This window comes from Pseudomonas sp. BF-RE-25 (genome assembly GCF_019956105.1).
GTDB lineage: Bacteria > Pseudomonadota > Gammaproteobacteria > Pseudomonadales > Pseudomonadaceae > Aquipseudomonas > Aquipseudomonas migulae.
The window spans coordinates 127,368-142,619 of record NZ_JAHBDB010000066.1; the positions used below are offsets into that span (position 1 = coordinate 127,368).

At 60.3% G+C, this 15,252-nt stretch carries 12 protein-coding genes; 9 read left to right on the top strand and 3 right to left on the bottom strand.

The features are described 5' to 3' along the window. The first annotated feature begins 7 nt into the window (after positions 1-7). From glmU to glmS, 3 genes are all read left to right on the top strand, one after another. Entirely contained in the window at positions 8-1,375 is a 1,368-nt protein-coding gene (gene glmU, locus KGB24_RS25090; RefSeq protein ID WP_223413992.1) for a bifunctional UDP-N-acetylglucosamine diphosphorylase/glucosamine-1-phosphate N-acetyltransferase GlmU, read from the top strand. A gap of 191 nt (positions 1,376-1,566) precedes the next feature. Further along, a complete protein-coding gene (locus tag KGB24_RS25095) occupies positions 1,567-2,343 on the top strand; it encodes a DeoR family transcriptional regulator (RefSeq protein ID WP_008027522.1) in 777 nt (258 codons plus the stop codon). Position 2,344: 1 nt separating this feature from the next. Next, entirely contained in the window at positions 2,345-4,177 is a 1,833-nt protein-coding gene (glmS, locus tag KGB24_RS25100) for a glutamine--fructose-6-phosphate transaminase (isomerizing) (protein ID WP_223413993.1), read from the top strand. Positions 4,178-4,246: 69 nt separating this feature from the next. Here the strand turns inward: glmS and ppk2 are convergent, their stop codons facing one another. Then, complete coding sequence (gene ppk2 / locus KGB24_RS25105; RefSeq protein WP_223413997.1) at positions 4,247-5,068, bottom strand: polyphosphate kinase 2; 822 nt, start codon at positions 5,066-5,068, stop codon at positions 4,247-4,249. Positions 5,069-5,174: 106 nt separating this feature from the next. Between ppk2 and KGB24_RS25110 the strand changes: the two genes are divergently transcribed. The 5 genes from KGB24_RS25110 (at position 5,175) to KGB24_RS25130 (ending at position 12,344) form a co-directional block, all read left to right on the top strand. Then, positions 5,175-6,077: a LysR family transcriptional regulator gene (locus tag KGB24_RS25110; RefSeq protein ID WP_223413994.1), complete on the top strand. Its 903-nt coding sequence runs from the start codon at positions 5,175-5,177 to the stop codon at positions 6,075-6,077. A gap of 130 nt (positions 6,078-6,207) precedes the next feature. Then, positions 6,208-6,834, top strand: a complete 627-nt coding sequence (locus KGB24_RS25115; protein ID WP_008041372.1) for a glutathione S-transferase family protein — start codon at positions 6,208-6,210, stop codon at positions 6,832-6,834. A 63-nt stretch (positions 6,835-6,897) separates the two neighbouring features. Continuing rightward, entirely contained in the window at positions 6,898-8,928 is a 2,031-nt protein-coding gene (locus tag KGB24_RS25120) for a pyridoxamine 5'-phosphate oxidase family protein (RefSeq protein ID WP_223413996.1), read from the top strand. Between the two features lie 115 nt (positions 8,929-9,043). Continuing rightward, positions 9,044-10,240: a DUF3142 domain-containing protein gene (locus KGB24_RS25125; protein ID WP_223415532.1), complete on the top strand. Its 1,197-nt coding sequence runs from the start codon at positions 9,044-9,046 to the stop codon at positions 10,238-10,240. Next, a complete protein-coding gene (locus KGB24_RS25130; protein WP_223415533.1) occupies positions 10,227-12,344 on the top strand; it encodes a hypothetical protein in 2,118 nt (705 codons plus the stop codon). Before KGB24_RS25125 ends, KGB24_RS25130 begins: the two co-directional genes overlap by 14 nt. Positions 12,345-12,347: 3 nt before the next feature. On the opposite strand, the gene KGB24_RS25135 is transcribed toward KGB24_RS25130, so the two are convergent. Beyond that, positions 12,348-12,977, bottom strand: a complete 630-nt coding sequence (locus KGB24_RS25135) for a LysE family translocator (protein ID WP_008041366.1) — start codon at positions 12,975-12,977, stop codon at positions 12,348-12,350. Between the two features lie 144 nt (positions 12,978-13,121). Between KGB24_RS25135 and KGB24_RS25140 the strand changes: the two genes are divergently transcribed. Next, complete coding sequence (locus KGB24_RS25140; RefSeq protein WP_008027506.1) at positions 13,122-13,595, top strand: Lrp/AsnC family transcriptional regulator; 474 nt, start codon at positions 13,122-13,124, stop codon at positions 13,593-13,595. A 121-nt stretch (positions 13,596-13,716) separates the two neighbouring features. On the opposite strand, the gene lpdA is transcribed toward KGB24_RS25140, so the two are convergent. Continuing rightward, positions 13,717-15,117 carry a dihydrolipoyl dehydrogenase gene (gene lpdA, locus KGB24_RS25145; RefSeq protein ID WP_223415534.1) on the bottom strand — a complete coding sequence of 467 codons (1,401 nt, stop codon included), beginning with the start codon at positions 15,115-15,117 and terminating at the stop codon, positions 13,717-13,719. Positions 15,118-15,252: the final 135 nt, after the last annotated feature.

Consider the following 15,252-nt stretch of genomic DNA (forward strand, 5'->3'; position numbering starts at 1 on the left):
GCCAGTCATGTCTCTTGAAATTGTTATCCTCGCTGCCGGCCAAGGCACTCGCATGCGCTCGGCACTGCCGAAAGTCCTGCATCCGATTGCCGGCAACTCGATGCTTGGTCATGTTATCCACAGCGCGCGGCAACTTGATCCACAGCGCATCCACGTGGTGATTGGCCATGGTGCCGACGCCGTTCGTGAGCGACTGGCAGCCGATGATCTGAATTTCGTCCTGCAGGACAAACAGCTGGGTACTGGCCACGCGGTTGCTCAGGCAGTGCCGTTCATTGAGTCCGACACCGTCCTGATTCTTTACGGCGACGTGCCGTTGATCGAAGTCGAGACCCTTCAACGTTTGCTCAAGCAGGTTGCACCGCAGCAATTGGGTTTGTTGACCGTTGAGCTGGATGATCCAACCGGCTATGGCCGCATCGTTCGTGATGCTGCCGGCAAGGTGACGGCTATCGTCGAGCAGAAAGACGCCAACGAAGCCGAGCGTGCGATCACTGAAGGCAACACCGGCATTCTCGCGCTGCCGTTCGCGCAACTGGGCGGCTGGATGAGCCGTCTTTCCAACAACAACGCCCAGGGCGAGTACTACCTGACTGACGTGATTGCCATGGCAGTCAGCGATGGTCTGGTGGTGGCGACCGAGCAGCCTCACGATGCGATGGAAGTGCAGGGCGCCAATGATCGCAAGCAGCTTTCCGAGCTCGAGCGTCATTATCAACTGCGCGCGGGTCGTCGGTTGATGGCCCAGGGCGTGACCCTGCGCGACCCGGCACGTTTCGATGTCCGTGGTGACATCACTGTTGGTCGCGATGTGCTGATCGACATCAACGTGATTCTCGAAGGCAAGGTTGTCATCGAAGATGACGTGGTGATCGGCCCGAACTGCGTGATCAAGGACAGCACTTTGCGCAAAGGTGTGGTGATCAAGGCCAACAGCCATATCGAAGGCGCGATCATGGGCGAAGGCAGTGATGCCGGTCCATTCGCACGCCTGCGCCCCGGCTCCGTGCTGGAGGCCCGCGCGCATGTGGGTAACTTTGTCGAGCTGAAAAACGCTCACATGGGTGAAGGCGCCAAGGCTGGTCACTTGGCGTATCTGGGCGATGCCGAGATTGGCGCACGCACCAACATCGGTGCGGGCACCATCACGTGCAACTATGACGGTGCCAACAAGTGGAAAACCGTGTTGGGTGAGGATGTGTTCATCGGTTCCAACAACTCGTTGGTGGCGCCTGTGGATATCTCTAGCGGTGCGACCACAGCGGCCGGATCGACAATTACGCAGAATGTGGATAACGCGCAGTTGGCCGTCGGCCGTGCACGCCAGAAGAATATCGATGGCTGGAAGCGGCCAGAGAAAATCAAAAAGACCTGAGTTATCCACAATCCTGTAGGAGCCGGCTTGCCGGCGATAGCGGTTTACCTGAAACACCGCGTCGGCCCATCGCCGGCAAGCCGGCTCCTACAAGGTTATCCACAGACCTTTTTATCGCCTCGCGCTTGACGAAGTTTCGCCAATAGGTTTTGATTGCTTCCGTTATCTTTCGAATCGAAACTTACCAAGTCATGTCGAAGCGCAATACACCTCAACGCCGTCACAATATCCTCGCCTTGCTCAATGAGCAGGGCGAAGTCAGTGTTGATGAACTGGCCAAGCGCTTCGAAACCTCGGAAGTTACGATTCGCAAGGACCTGGCAGCACTCGAAAGCAATGGTCTTCTGTTACGCCGTTATGGCGGTGCGATCACCATGCCTCAGGAACTGGTCGCCGATATCGGGCAGCCGGTTTCCAGGTACAAACAGGCGATCGCCCGTGCTGCCGTTGCGCGGATCCGCGAGCATGCCCGGATCATCATCGACAGCGGCAGCACCACGGCAGCGATGATTCCGGAACTTGGTCAGCAGCCGGGCCTGGTGGTGATGACCAACTCGCTTCATGTCGCCAACGCCTTGAGTGAACTCGAGCATGAACCGGTGCTGCTGATGACCGGCGGTACCTGGGACCCGCATTCCGAGTCTTTCCAGGGGCAGGTCGCCGAGCAAGTGCTGCGCTCCTACGATTTCGATCAGTTGTTCATCGGTGCCGACGGCATCGACCTGGTGCGCGGTACCACCACTTTCAATGAATTGCTGGGACTCAGCCGCGTCATGGCGGATGTTGCCCGCGAAGTGATCGTGATGGTGGAGTCCGACAAGATAGGCCGCAAGATTCCCAACCTGGAGCTGCCATGGAGCAGCGTCCATACCCTAATTACCGATGATCGCCTGCCGCTGGAGGCACGCGATCAGATACAAGCCCGCGGTATCACGCTGATATGCGCGGCTGTCAGTCAGGAGAAATAGCATGTGTGGAATTGTCGGTGCAGTCGCAGAACGTAACATCACTGCCATCCTCCTCGAAGGCCTCAAGCGCCTGGAATACCGTGGCTATGACAGCGCCGGTGTGGCGGTCTATACCAATGACCAACAGCTCGAGCGCATGCGTCGTCCGGGTAAAGTCAGCGAGCTGGAACTGGCGCTCGAAGCCGAGCCGCTGGTCGGTCGCCTGGGCATCGCCCACACTCGCTGGGCCACTCACGGTGCGCCGTGCGAGCGCAATGCTCACCCGCATTTCTCCGGTGATCTGGCGGTGGTGCACAACGGCATCATCGAGAACTACGAAGCCCTGCGCGAACAACTCAAGGCATTGGGCTACGTGTTCACATCGGACACCGACACTGAAGTCATCGCCCACCTGCTGAACCACAAACTCAAAGATCTGAACGACCTGACCGTGGCCCTCAAGGCCACCGTGAAGGAGTTGCACGGCGCTTACGGCCTGGCCGTGATCAGCGCTCGGCAACCGGATCGCCTGCTCGCCGCTCGCAGTGGCAGCCCGCTGGTGATCGGCCTTGGCCTGGGTGAAAACTTCCTCGCTTCCGACCAATTGGCCCTGCGCCAGGTCACTGACCGCTTCATGTACCTGGAAGAAGGCGATATCGCCGAAATTCGTCGCGATAGCGTGCAGATCTGGGACGTTAGCGGCAAGGTCGTAGAGCGCCAAACCGTGCAGTACCGTGACGGTGCCGACGTGGCGGACAAAGGCGAATTCCGCCACTTCATGCTCAAGGAAATCCACGAACAACCGACTGTGGTGCAGCGTACCCTCGAAGGTCGTCTGAGCCCGGACGGTGTGCTGGTGCAAGCTTTCGGCCCACAGGCTGCCGAGCTGTTCGCCAAAGTGCGCAACGTGCAGATCGTCGCCTGCGGCACCAGCTACCACGCCGGCATGGTCGCCCGTTACTGGCTGGAAGAACTGGCCGGCATCCCGTGCCAGGTCGAAGTCGCCAGTGAATTCCGCTATCGCAAAGTCGTGGTGCAGCCCGACACCCTGTTCGTGACCATTTCCCAGTCCGGCGAAACCGCCGACACCCTGGCCGCGCTGCGCAACGCCAAGGAGCTGGGCTTCCTCGCCAGCCTGGCGATCTGCAACGTCGGCATCAGCTCGCTGGTGCGTGAGTCCGACCTGACCTTGCTGACCCAGGCCGGTCGCGAAATCGGCGTGGCCTCGACCAAAGCCTTCACTACTCAGTTGGTTGGCCTGCTGTTGCTGACGCTGTCCCTGGGTCAAGTGCGCGGCACCCTGGCCAAAGGCGTCGAAGCCACCCTGGTCGAAGAACTGCGTCGCCTGCCGACCCGTCTGGGCGAAGCCCTGGCCATGGACAGCACTGTGGAGAAAATCGCCGAGCTGTTCGCCGAGAAACACCACACTCTGTTCCTCGGTCGTGGCGCGCAATTCCCGGTAGCGATGGAAGGTGCCCTGAAACTTAAGGAAATCTCCTACATCCACGCTGAAGCCTACCCGGCCGGCGAACTGAAGCACGGCCCGTTGGCGCTTGTGGATAACGACATGCCGGTCGTGACCGTGGCGCCCAACAACGAACTGCTGGAGAAGTTGAAGTCCAACCTCCAGGAAGTGCGCGCCCGTGGCGGCCAACTGATCGTCTTCGCAGACGAACAGGCCGGCATGACCAACGGCGAAGGCACCCACGTTGTGCACATGCCGCACATTCACGACATCCTGTCGCCGATCCTCTACACCATCCCGCTGCAGTTGCTGTCGTACTACGTCGCGGTGTTGAAAGGCACAGACGTTGACCAGCCGCGCAACCTGGCGAAGTCAGTCACCGTGGAATAAGTTATCCACAGCTGAATCAAGGGGCAGGGTTCCTGTTGTTCACTGGACCTTGCCCCTTTTACATTCAGCTCAGAATTTTTCCGGTATCAATTGCAGTGGATAATCCGGCTCTCGATAGCTGCCTGGCTTCTGGCGTTTGGGCAACTTCACAGGCTCCCTCGGAACATCCTTATAGGGAATGCGGCTGAGCAGGTCGGTGATGATGTTCAGGCGAGCCCGTCGCTTGTCATTGGAGTTGGCCACGAACCAGGGGGCATGTTCGGTGTCGGTCATCTTGAACATGTCGTCACGGGCGCGTGAATAGTCGTACCAGCGGCTATATGACTTGAGATCCATGCCGGTGAGCTTCCAGATTTTGCGTCCATCCTTGATGCGTGCCTGAAGACGTCGTGTCTGTTCCTCTTGGCTGACCTCCAGCCAATATTTGATCAGGATGACGCCCGAATCGACGATTGCACGTTCCACCAAAGGAATCGACTTCAGGAAACGGTCGACCTGATCTTGGGTGCAGAACCCCATCACGCGCTCAACGCCCGCACGGTTGTACCAACTGCGATCGAAGATCACCACTTCGCCAGCCGCCGGCAGATGCGGCAGGTACCGCTGGACATACATCTGGGTTTTTTCACGTTCGGTCGGCGCGCTCAACGCCACCACCCGAAAGATACGTGGGCTCACCCGTTCAGTCAGGGCCTTGATTGTCCCTCCCTTGCCGGCACCGTCGCGGCCCTCGAAAACAATGCACACCTTGATCCCTTTTTGCCGTACCCACTCCTGCAACTTGACGGTTTCGACGTGCAGTCGGCGCAGTTCTTCCAAGTAATCCTTGTTAGTCATCTTCGAGCTGTCGGCAGCGTTCTGCTTAAGCGGGCGCTTCTTATCCTTTGCCATAATCAAGACCTCGCAAATTCCCGGTTATGTCAGACTAGATTGTTTTGAACGCCGTATTGGATTCGCAGCCTGACGGTAGCGAATATCTGAGTAGAGGACATACCCAGTGGACCGATTCCAGGAAATGCAGGTCTTCGCCGCCGTCGCCCAGGACCAGGGTTTCTCGGCAGCGGCGCGGCGTTTGGGCCTGTCGGCGGCCAGTGTTACCCGTGCCGTGGCCGCGCTGGAAAAACGCATTGGCACACGGTTGCTGACGCGCACCACCCGCAGCGTGCATTTGAGCGAGGCGGGTCAGCGGTATCTCGAAGACTGTAGGAGGATTCTTGCCGAGGTGCAGGAAGCGGAGGATTCAGCTGCGGGCAGTCATGCCGAACCCCGTGGGCAACTGACGATCACCGCGCCGGTGTTATTTGGCGAGTTGTTCGTTACGCCGGTAATGGTGAGTTATCTGAAGCAGTTTCCTGAAGTCTGCATCAACGGCTTGCTGGTCGATCGGGTAGTGAGCATGGTCGAGGAGGGGATTGATGTGGCTGTGCGCATCGGTGAGTTGCCCGACAGCAACCAGCACGCGATCCGCGTCGGCGAAGTACGGCGGGTGATTTGCGCTGCTCCGCCATTTCTGGAGACGCAGGGCAGGCCGGTGCATCCTCAGGATCTGGCGCGTGCACCGGTTATTTCAACGTCTGCTATCGGTCAGCTTAAAAGCTGGCCTTTTCAGGAAGCGGGCGAGCCACTCAGCGTACGGGTTGAATCGCGATTGGTGGTGACGGCGAATCAGGCAGCCATTACGGCAGCGTGTCTCGGGCTGGGATTCACCCGTGTCCTGTCTTATCAGGTCGCCAGTAAAGTCGCTTCCGGCGAACTGGAAATCGTATTGGCTGACTTCGAATTGCCGCCATTGCCCATCCATGTGGTGTATCAGGGCGGCCGCAATGCGCCGGCCCGAATTCGCAGTTTTGTCGACTTCACGGTGAAAGCGCTGCGGGAACACCCGGCCTTGCAGGGCTGATGGGTTATTGCACTGGCTGAAATAATTGATTGCGTTTGCTGGTTATTCTGTTGTTTTGGTTGGGGGTGGAAGATGGCTCCCATCGGCGCTGATCGTTTCAGAACGGCGCCACCACCCAGCGGAGTCGACCATGCAAGCGATCAAACTCTACAACTTCCCACGTTCCGGCCATGCTCACCGTGTGGAGCTGATGTTATCCCTGCTGCAACTGCCGACCGAGCTGATCCTGGTCGATATGGCCAAGGGCGCGCACAAACAACCGGATTACCTGGCGATCAACCCGTTCGGACAGGTCCCGGCCATCGACGATCAAGGCGTGGTGCTGGCCGATTCCAACGCGATTCTGGTTTACCTGGCGAAAAAATACGGTAACGGTCGCTGGCTGCCAGACGACCCGCTCGGCGCCGCCAAGGTTCAACGCTGGTTGTCAGTGGCAGCTGGACCGATTGCCTTTGGCCCGGGCCGGGCCCGGCTGATCACGGTGTTTGGCGCGCCTTACAGGGCTGAAGAGACGATCGCTTACGCCCACGTCTGGCTCAAACTGATCGATCAGGAACTGGCGGATACGGTTTACCTGACCGGCAGCGAACCGACCATTGCCGACGTGGCCGCCTACAGTTACATCGCCCACGCACCGGAAGGCAACGTGTCGCTCGAGGACTACGCCAACGTGCGAGCCTGGCTGGCGCGCATCGAAGCCTTGCCAGGGTTTGTCGGCATGCCGCGCACCGTCGCCGGCCTGCAAAAAACTGCCTGATACCTGCGGCCCGGCATTGTCGGGCCGTTCACACTGCGCCTGACGCGCAGGGGAGAAGCCGTAATGGACCAGTCAACTTGGCACGCGGGCGAAAAACAGTTGCAGGCACACGTCGGTGTTGCCGAGCGAATGGAGGAGTTGGGTCGTAGGGTGGTTCGCACTGAGATGCCGGACCAACACCGCAAATTCTATGAGCAACTGCCGTTCATGCTGTACGGCGCAGTGGACGTCGACGGTAACCCTTGGGCGAGCATTCTTGAAGGGCAACCGGGATTCGCTCACTCGCCCGAGCCAGGTGCGCTGCAATTCAACAGCTTGCCGGGGGCGGATGACCCGGCGCAATTGACCAATGGCGCGGCGATCGGCTTGTTGGGGATCGAACTGCACACGCGGCGGCGCAACCGCCTCAATGGTCGCGTCGGCGCCGTGACGGCGAATGGCTTCGGCGTAACTGTCGAACAGTCCTTCGGCAACTGCCCGCAATACATTCAATTGCGGCAGTTTCGTTCGGTGCCGCTGGCGGATCCCTCGACGCGCATCGCGCAGCACCTGGGCGCTCTGGATGACGCTGCCAAAGCCATGATTGCCGATGCCGATACCTTCTTCGTCGCCAGTTATGTGGATGTCGACGGTCGGCACTCAGTGGACGTTTCCCACCGTGGCGGTCAGGCCGGTTTCGTACACGTGGAAGGTAATCGTCTGACCATCCCGGACTTCGCCGGCAATCTGTTCTTCAATACCCTGGGCAACCTGTTGATCAATCCACGGGCGGGTTTGCTGTTTATCGATTTCAACTCCGGTGACCTGCTGCACCTCAGCGGTCGCACCGAAATCATCCTAGAAGGCCCCCAAGTCGAAGCCTTTCAAGGCGCCGAGCGTCTGTGGACATTCGAGGTGGAGCAGGTGGTGCGTCGGCCTGCAGCACTGGCTTTGCGCTGGCGCTTCGACGGCGTATCGCCCACCAGTTTGCTGACGGGCAACTGGGAGCAGGCCAACGCACGCCTGCAAGCCCGGGCGCTGGGTGATCATTGGCGGCCGCTGCGGGTGGTGCGCATCGAAGCGGAAAGCCACAACATCCGCTCGATCTATCTGGAGCCCGCCGATGGCGCCGGGTTGCCGCTGTTTCAAGCGGGGCAGCATTTACCGCTGCGGTTCAACATTGGCGGTGAGGTGCATATCCGCACCTATAGCCTGTCGAGCGCGCCGTCCGATGACTTTTTCCGCATCAGCGTGAAGCGAGAAGGGCGGGTGTCTTCGCATCTGCATGAGCAGGTTCGTGTCGGTGACCTGCTGGAAGCCCGCGCGCCTCAAGGGCATTTCACCGTGGCAACCCATGAGCGTCGGCCGCTGGTGTTGTTGGCCGCCGGCGTAGGCATTACGCCTTTGCTGTCGATGGTGCGGGAGGTGGTGTATCAAGGCCTGCGCACCCGGCACATTCGGCCTACATGGTTTTTCCAGAGTTCGCGCACGCTGGCGGATCAACCGTTTCGCTCCGAGCTGGATCGTTTGCTCGATGACGCCGGAGATTCGGTGCGGGTGCTGCGTCTGCTCAGTCAGCCGGAGGCCGATGCTCACGAGGGTGAGGACTTTGACCTGACCGGACGGATAGACGCCGCGTTGCTGAAGAACATCCTTGAAGTGGAGGACTACGATCAGCTGGATTTTGTACTCTGCGGGCCGGGCAGTTTTACCCAGGGGCTGTACGACAGCCTTCGGGAACTGGACATCCGTGACAGCAGGATTCACGCCGAGACCTTCGGCCCGTCGACCTTGCGTCGCCGGCCGGACCCCGACGCGGTGGTCATCGAGCAACCGCCGGCCGCGACCACGTCGGTGCCGGTGGTGTTCGAGCGTTCGGCCAAAGAAGCCCGCTGGCAACCCGACGGCGGCAGTTTGCTGGAGTTGGCGGAAAGCCGCGGGTTGCGCCCGGAATTCAGTTGCCGCGGGGGTTCCTGCGGGACCTGTAAGACTCGCCTGATCAGCGGTCAGGTGAATTATCCACAGCCGCCAGCGGAAGTGCCGGAAGTAGGACATGTCCTGATTTGTTGTGCGATTCCGGCGCAGGGCTCGCAGCCTTTGGTGCTCGACCTGTAGCATCTGACGCGGCGTGTAGGAGCGAGGCTTGCCCGCGAAGCTTTTGGCGGAGTTTAGGACGCCTTCGCGGGCAAGCCTCGCTCCTACAAATATGAGATTCAGCCTTAGGAGTTTTATGGTTTTTCTCGCTCGCCTGTCAGGCTTGCTGGTGATGCTGGCTTTGCTTAGCGGTTGTGAACGACAGGACGCACCGCCGCTCGATCAGCAACTTTATGTATGGCAACGACAATGGACGCCGGCCCACGAAGCCGCACTCAAAGACAGTCGTGCGGATTTCTCGACCTTGCGGGTGCTGGCCTTGCAAGCATTCCCCAAGGCGGGCTGGAGCCGGGCGCGAATCGACCCGGTGCTGCTCAAACGGGATGGCCGGCCGCTGATTGCGGTGATTCGTCTCGATGGCCAGCTCAAGTCGCTGGATCAGGACGAGGTCGCTGCGCAGATCCTGCAAGTGCTCAGCGATTGGCAGGCGCAGGGGCTGGTGCTCTCCGGCGTGGAAATCGACCACGATGCCGGGAACGCTCGGCTACCGGCTTATCGGAAATTCCTCACGGACTTGCGCGCGGTGCTGCCGGCTTCCATGCCGTTGAGCATTACCGCGCTGCCGGCGTGGCTCGACAGTCCTGAACTGCCTGCATTGTTATCCACAGTCGATAGCAGCGTGTTGCAGGTGCATGCGGTGAGCGACCCGCGCATGGGATTGTTTGACCCGGATCAGGCCAGAAAATGGGCCGGCGCCTGGAGCCGCATCACGTCGAAACCTTTTTATCTGGCGCTGCCGGCCTATGGCGTAGCGTTGTTGCCGCAGGCCGGCGGCGCACTCGACGTGGAAAGCGAAGCGCCCATTGAGCGCGTCGGCGAGCGCCGGGAATTGCTGGCTGATCCGCAGCAACTGAGCGCACTTGCCACCCAATTGCGTAACGATCCACCGGCTCATCTGGCCGGGTTGATCTGGTTTCGCCTGCCGTTGGCCAATGATCGCCGGGCCTGGAGCCTGACGACCTTGCGCGCCGTAGCCCGTGGCGATGCACTCGATAGTCGCCTGACGCTGAAACTCTCGGCGCAGGATGGCCTCTATGACGTCAGCATCAGCAATCAAGGCAACCTCGACAGTGCCTGGCCCGAACGCCTGACGCTCGCCGCACGAGGTTGTGAGGGCGCCGATGCCCTGGCCGGTTATGCGTTGCAACAAAGCCCGGATCTGCTTACCTTCACCCGCCTGCGCGACGGTCGGATCCAGGCCGGTGGGCAGCGCGCCATCGGTTGGGCGCGCTGCACAAACATTGATCAAGGAGGTTCAAATGTTCACCCGTAACTGGCCCCGCCATTTGCTTTGCCTGAGCCTCGGTTTTCCACTGGGTTCGGCAGTGGCCTGCGGGCCGGATTTCCCTATGCGCCTGCTCGATAACCGGGGTCAGTCGCTGGCGGAGCTGCCGGAAGGCAACTTCCGGTTCGAGATCAGTCGTCTCGGGCAGGCGATTACGGGTTTGAAGAACGTCAGCGAAGTCGTCTACAGCATGGACGCGCCTGACTATGCCGTGCAGCGGGACGACGCCGAACAGGCTGGTTTGACGGTGCCGCAGCAGGCGCTGGTCAAAGAACTGCGCACGCTGAGCGATGCTCATCAGGTCGAGGCGCAGGGCGCAAGCCTGCCGACCGAGCTCAGGCTCTATCTGGCGGGCGCCGTGGCGTTCAGCGCCGGTGACCATGGATTGGCCGCCGATTACTTCCAGAAAGTGCTCGCATTGCCGGCGGATCAACGCGCGTTGCGCAGCACGTGGGCAGCTTATTCGCTGGGCCGGGCGCTGTTCGCCATGAGCAGCGAAGCGGACGCCACGCCCGATCTGCTGACGCAATCTCGCAAGGCCTTTGAGCAGGTGCGCCAGTTGAGCATCGACGGCTTCAGCGATCCATTGGAGCTGGGTGTCGCCAGCCTCGGCGAAGAGGCGCGTGTCGCTCGCACGGCGGGCGATTGGGACAGTGCCATCGGACTTTACGCCACGCAAAACCTCCATGGTTCCGCAGTGGGTTACACCTCATTGAAGCTGTTGATGGCCGATCTGGCGGCGATGCCAGACGAGCAACTGGCCGCGTTGCTTAAAGGCAAACCGGTGCAGCAACTGGTCACGGCGTCGTTGATCAGCCGGTTGGGTTGGTCATTTGGTGATCAACCGCCGAACGAGCAAAAACTGATCAAGCTGCTGCAAAACAGCACGCGCGGCAGCCTCGACAATGCTGATCGGCTGGCGGCCGTGAATTATCAACAGGGCGATTACGCCAGCGCCAAGGCGTTCCTTGAACACGCCGGCGACGGTGGCCTGGCGTGGTGGCTGCGGGCGAAGCTGGCGATGCGCGAGGGTGATAAAACGGCTGCCGCCGCCGCGTACGCCAAGGCTGCCCAGGCCTTCCCGCAGAGCGAATCCTGGGGCGAGCGACGGACGCCGGACTGGGATTTCGAAACGCTTCAGCCGAAGTGCCGCGTCGAGGGGGAAAGCGCGATCCTGGCGTTGCAACGTGGGGATTATTTGCAGGCATTCGATCAGCTTTATCGCAGCAACGACATTTACTGGTTCGACGCCGCGACCGTCGCTGAGCGTGTGCTGACCGTCGATGAACTCAAGCATTACGTCGACACTCAAGTGCCGGCGCCGCCAGCGCTGACTCAACAGGATCGCGATAACTACGTGCCGTTGTCGGTGGCGGCGAAGTTGCGCAACCTGCTGGGGCGGCGCTTGTTGCGTGAGGGCCGTTACGACGAAGCGCCCGCGTACTTCGACAGCGAGACGTTGCACCATCGGGCCAAGTGGTACGGGGAGTTGCGCCACGACGCCGAATCGAAATGGTGGCCGAGCAAACGTGCCTTCGCTTACTACAATGCCGCGACGCTGGCCCGTTTCAACGGGATGGAGCTCTTGGGCTACGAGATGTCTCCGGATTACGCCACTTTCGGTGGCAATTACAGTCTCGAGACTCCCGAGCTCAAGGTCGGCCCATTGATGGCCGAGGGTGAGGTGAAACGCCAGCAAGCCACGTTGGCGCAACCTGATGAGCGTTTCCATTACCGGTTTGTTGCCACCGCGCTGGCGAGTAAAGCGGCTGATCTTTTACCCCACAGCAGTCAGGCTTTCGCGTCGGTGCTGTGCAAGGCTTCGTCGTGGGGTACGAACCTGCAAGAGCAAAGCGCGTTCTACCGTCGTTATGTCGAGGAAGGCCCGTATGTCGTCTGGGCGGGGGATTTCGGTCACCAATGCCAGGACCCGGACTTTCAGCGCGCCGACAAGCGCTACGTCACCCAGGTCACCGACGCCGTGCGCTCCGAGCTGCGGCCTTACAAAAAAACTTTGCAGATCGGCGGTGTGTTGGCGGTCACGGCAGCGGCATTGTTACTGATCAATCGTCGTCGCCGTAAGTCGCAGTAAGGTTCAAACCTGTTGAACAAAGGTCAGTCGCAGGGCAAAACCAATCAACAGGCTGCCAAACAACCACTGCTGTACGCGCTGGGCCGAAGGACTGCGTTGCAGCCAGCGGCCAAGCGCGGCGCCGGCCAAGGCGTACGCGCTGTCGAACAACAAACCGACACTGACCAGCACCACGCCCAGGGTTGCGAATTGTGCGAGCACCGGCCCTGCATGCGGATCGATAAACTGCGGCAGCAGCACCGAGCAGAACAGCAGCGCCTTGGGGTTCAGCAGGTTGGTCAACAATCCGCGCTGAATGGCTTCGCGCCAACGAGGTTTTCCACAGGCTGAATCTGCACCGTTCAGGCTCGGGAGCATCGTGGTCCGCAGGCATTGAATGCCGATCCACAACAGGTACGCAGCCCCGGCCAGGCGCACCAAATCGAACGTCCAGGGCGCGGCCTTGAACAGTGCCGCCAGCCCCAGTGCCGCCAACGCCACGTGACATCCTCGGGCAATGCCCAATCCCACTGCAGTGGCCAGCGCCGCGCCTTTGCCCTGACGAGCGCCGGTTTGCAGCAGCAGAATCATGTCCGGGCCTGGGAGCAGGTAAACCACTGCCAGCGCCATGAAAAACAGCCAAAGCCCCGCCATGCTGCACCCCTTTCGTTGTCGATTCGGTAGCGCCAGTCTAGGGCTGAAGCACAGGGCAGGTGGTTGCGTAGTTTGCTTCTAAACAGTCTTGAATTGGCATAACCTGCCATTCTCTGACGCTTGAACCATCAGGATCTGCCAAACATGAAACTGGACGCTTACGACCGAAAAATTCTCGCGGCCCTGCAACGTGACGGTCGTCTGAGCAACGTACAACTGGCTGACGAGATTGGTCTGTCCGCGTCCCCCTGTTTGCGTCGGGTGCGGATGCTGGAGGAGGCCGGGGTGATTCGCGGCTATCAGGCCAACCTGGACCGCGATGAAGTCGGGTTGGGGCTGACGGTGTTTGTCGGGGTCAAGGTCGAACGCCACAACGACGAACAGGCCGAAGCCTTCCGTGTGGCGGTGATGGCGTTGCCCGAGGTGATTTCGGCGTTTCTGGTGTCAGGGGAGTCGGATTTTCTGTTGCAGGTGGTGGTGCCGGATTTGCGTGCTTATGACCGCTTTCTCACCGGGCGTTTGCTCAAGTTGCCGGGCGTGAGTGACATCCGCAGCAACTTTGCGATTCACACGGTGAAAACGCCGGGCGCGTTGCCTCTAGAGCATTTGCCGCTTTAGACCGAGTTGTTCCCATCGCGAGCAGGCTCACTCCTACATTGGTCTGTGGCGTACACAAAATCCATGTAGGAGTGAGCCTGCTCGCGATGGCGATGGAACAGTCGCAGCAAATCCCCGAGCCCTACATCTGCGTCGCCATCCCCTCCACATTCATCGCCGCCTGGCGCAAAGCCTCGGAGCGCGTCGGGTGTGGATGACAGGTCAGGGCAATGTCTTCAGCCGAAGCACTGAACTCCATGGCCACGCAATATTCGCCAATCATTTCACTGACGCTCGGGCCTACCAGGTGCACGCCGAGAATTTCGTCGGTGCGCTCATCGGCCAACACTTTGGCGAAGCCTTCAGTCTCGTGGTTGATCTTCGCCCGGCTGTTGGCGGTGAAGGGGAATTTACCGACCTTGTACGCGCGGCCCTCAGCCTTGAGTTGCTCTTCGGTCTTGCCGACGCTGGCCAGCTCCGGCCTGGTGTAAATGACGTTGGGGATCAGGTCGTAATTGACCTCGCCTGCCTTGCCGACGATCTGCTCGATACAGGCCATGGCTTCATCTTCGGCCTTGTGCGCGAGCATCGGCCCCGACGTGACATCGCCGATGACCCACACGCCTGCCGCTTCAGTGCGATGACCCTTGTTGGCGAGCATGCCGCGTTTATCCGTGGCGAGGCCGACGTTCTCCAATCCCAGCCCCTCGGTGTAAGGCCGGCGCCCGATGGCGACCAGCACGTAATCGGCTACGAGTAGTTCGGCAGTACCGCCAGCGGCCGGTTCGACGCTGAGTTGAACACCGCTCGCCGAAGTCGTGGCGCGGGTGACTTTCGAACTCAACTTGAAGCTGATGCCTTGCTTGCTCAGCGAGCGTTGCAGGGTTTTGCCCGCTTCGCCGTCCACACCAGGGCAGATCCGGTCGAGAAACTCGACCACGGTCACCTGTGCGCCCAAACGCCGCCACACCGAGCCCAATTCCAGGCCAATGACCCCGGCGCCAATCACCACCAGATGCTTGGGCACTTCGGACAAAGAAAGCGCACCTGTGGAATCGAGGATGCGCGTGTTGTCGATGTCCACGCCGGGCAGGGGAGTGGGCTCGGAGCCGGTGGCAATGATGATGTCCTTGGCGCTCAGCTCAGTCTTGCCGCCCTGGCTGTCCGTCACCGTGACTTTGCCCGGCCCGTCGATATGGCCCCACCCCTTGATCCAGTCGACCTTGTTTTTGCGGAACAGAAACTCGATGCCCTTGGTCAGCCCGGCAACACTGTCATCCTTCTGCTTCATCATTTGCGCGAGGTTCAGCGTGGGTTTGACCTCGATACCGAGGTTGGCAAATTCCGCACCCATGGCCGCGTCATACAATTCAGAAGCATGCAGCAATGCCTTGGACGGCATGCAACCGACGTTCAGGCAAGTGCCGCCGAGGGTGGCGCGGCCTTCGACACAGGCGGCTTTAAGGCCCAACTGGCCGGCGCGAATTGCCGCGTTATAGCCGCCGGGGCCTCCGCCCAGTATCACGACGTCATAGTTGCTCATGGATGTACTCCTGAATTGGATGGGAATCGGGCTGGATAAACGTAGTTCCTGAATAAAATTACGAGCGTAATATGTGCGCAGCCATGCCTTTCGGTCAAGGCTTCAGCCAAGTGACAGGTTGAGCGTCTTTAGATA

Excerpts from the sequence above, each read along its gene's own strand:
- KGB24_RS25130 (WP_223415533.1), top strand. The coding sequence starts at position 10,227 with ATGTTCACCCGTAACTGGCCCCGCCATTTGCTTTGCCTGAGCCTCGGT.
- lpdA (WP_223415534.1), bottom strand. The coding sequence starts at position 15,117 with ATGAGCAACTATGACGTCGTGATACTGGGCGGAGGCCCCGGCGGCTAT.
- KGB24_RS25095 (WP_008027522.1), top strand. The coding sequence starts at position 1,567 with ATGTCGAAGCGCAATACACCTCAACGCCGTCACAATATCCTCGCCTTG.
- ppk2 (WP_223413997.1), bottom strand. The coding sequence starts at position 5,068 with ATGGCAAAGGATAAGAAGCGCCCGCTTAAGCAGAACGCTGCCGACAGC.
- KGB24_RS25115 (WP_008041372.1), top strand. The coding sequence starts at position 6,208 with ATGCAAGCGATCAAACTCTACAACTTCCCACGTTCCGGCCATGCTCAC.
- glmS (WP_223413993.1), top strand. The coding sequence starts at position 2,345 with ATGTGTGGAATTGTCGGTGCAGTCGCAGAACGTAACATCACTGCCATC.
- KGB24_RS25125 (WP_223415532.1), top strand. The coding sequence starts at position 9,044 with ATGGTTTTTCTCGCTCGCCTGTCAGGCTTGCTGGTGATGCTGGCTTTG.
- KGB24_RS25140 (WP_008027506.1), top strand. The coding sequence starts at position 13,122 with ATGAAACTGGACGCTTACGACCGAAAAATTCTCGCGGCCCTGCAACGT.
- KGB24_RS25120 (WP_223413996.1), top strand. The coding sequence starts at position 6,898 with ATGGACCAGTCAACTTGGCACGCGGGCGAAAAACAGTTGCAGGCACAC.
- glmU (WP_223413992.1), top strand. The coding sequence starts at position 8 with ATGTCTCTTGAAATTGTTATCCTCGCTGCCGGCCAAGGCACTCGCATG.
- KGB24_RS25135 (WP_008041366.1), bottom strand. The coding sequence starts at position 12,977 with ATGGCGGGGCTTTGGCTGTTTTTCATGGCGCTGGCAGTGGTTTACCTG.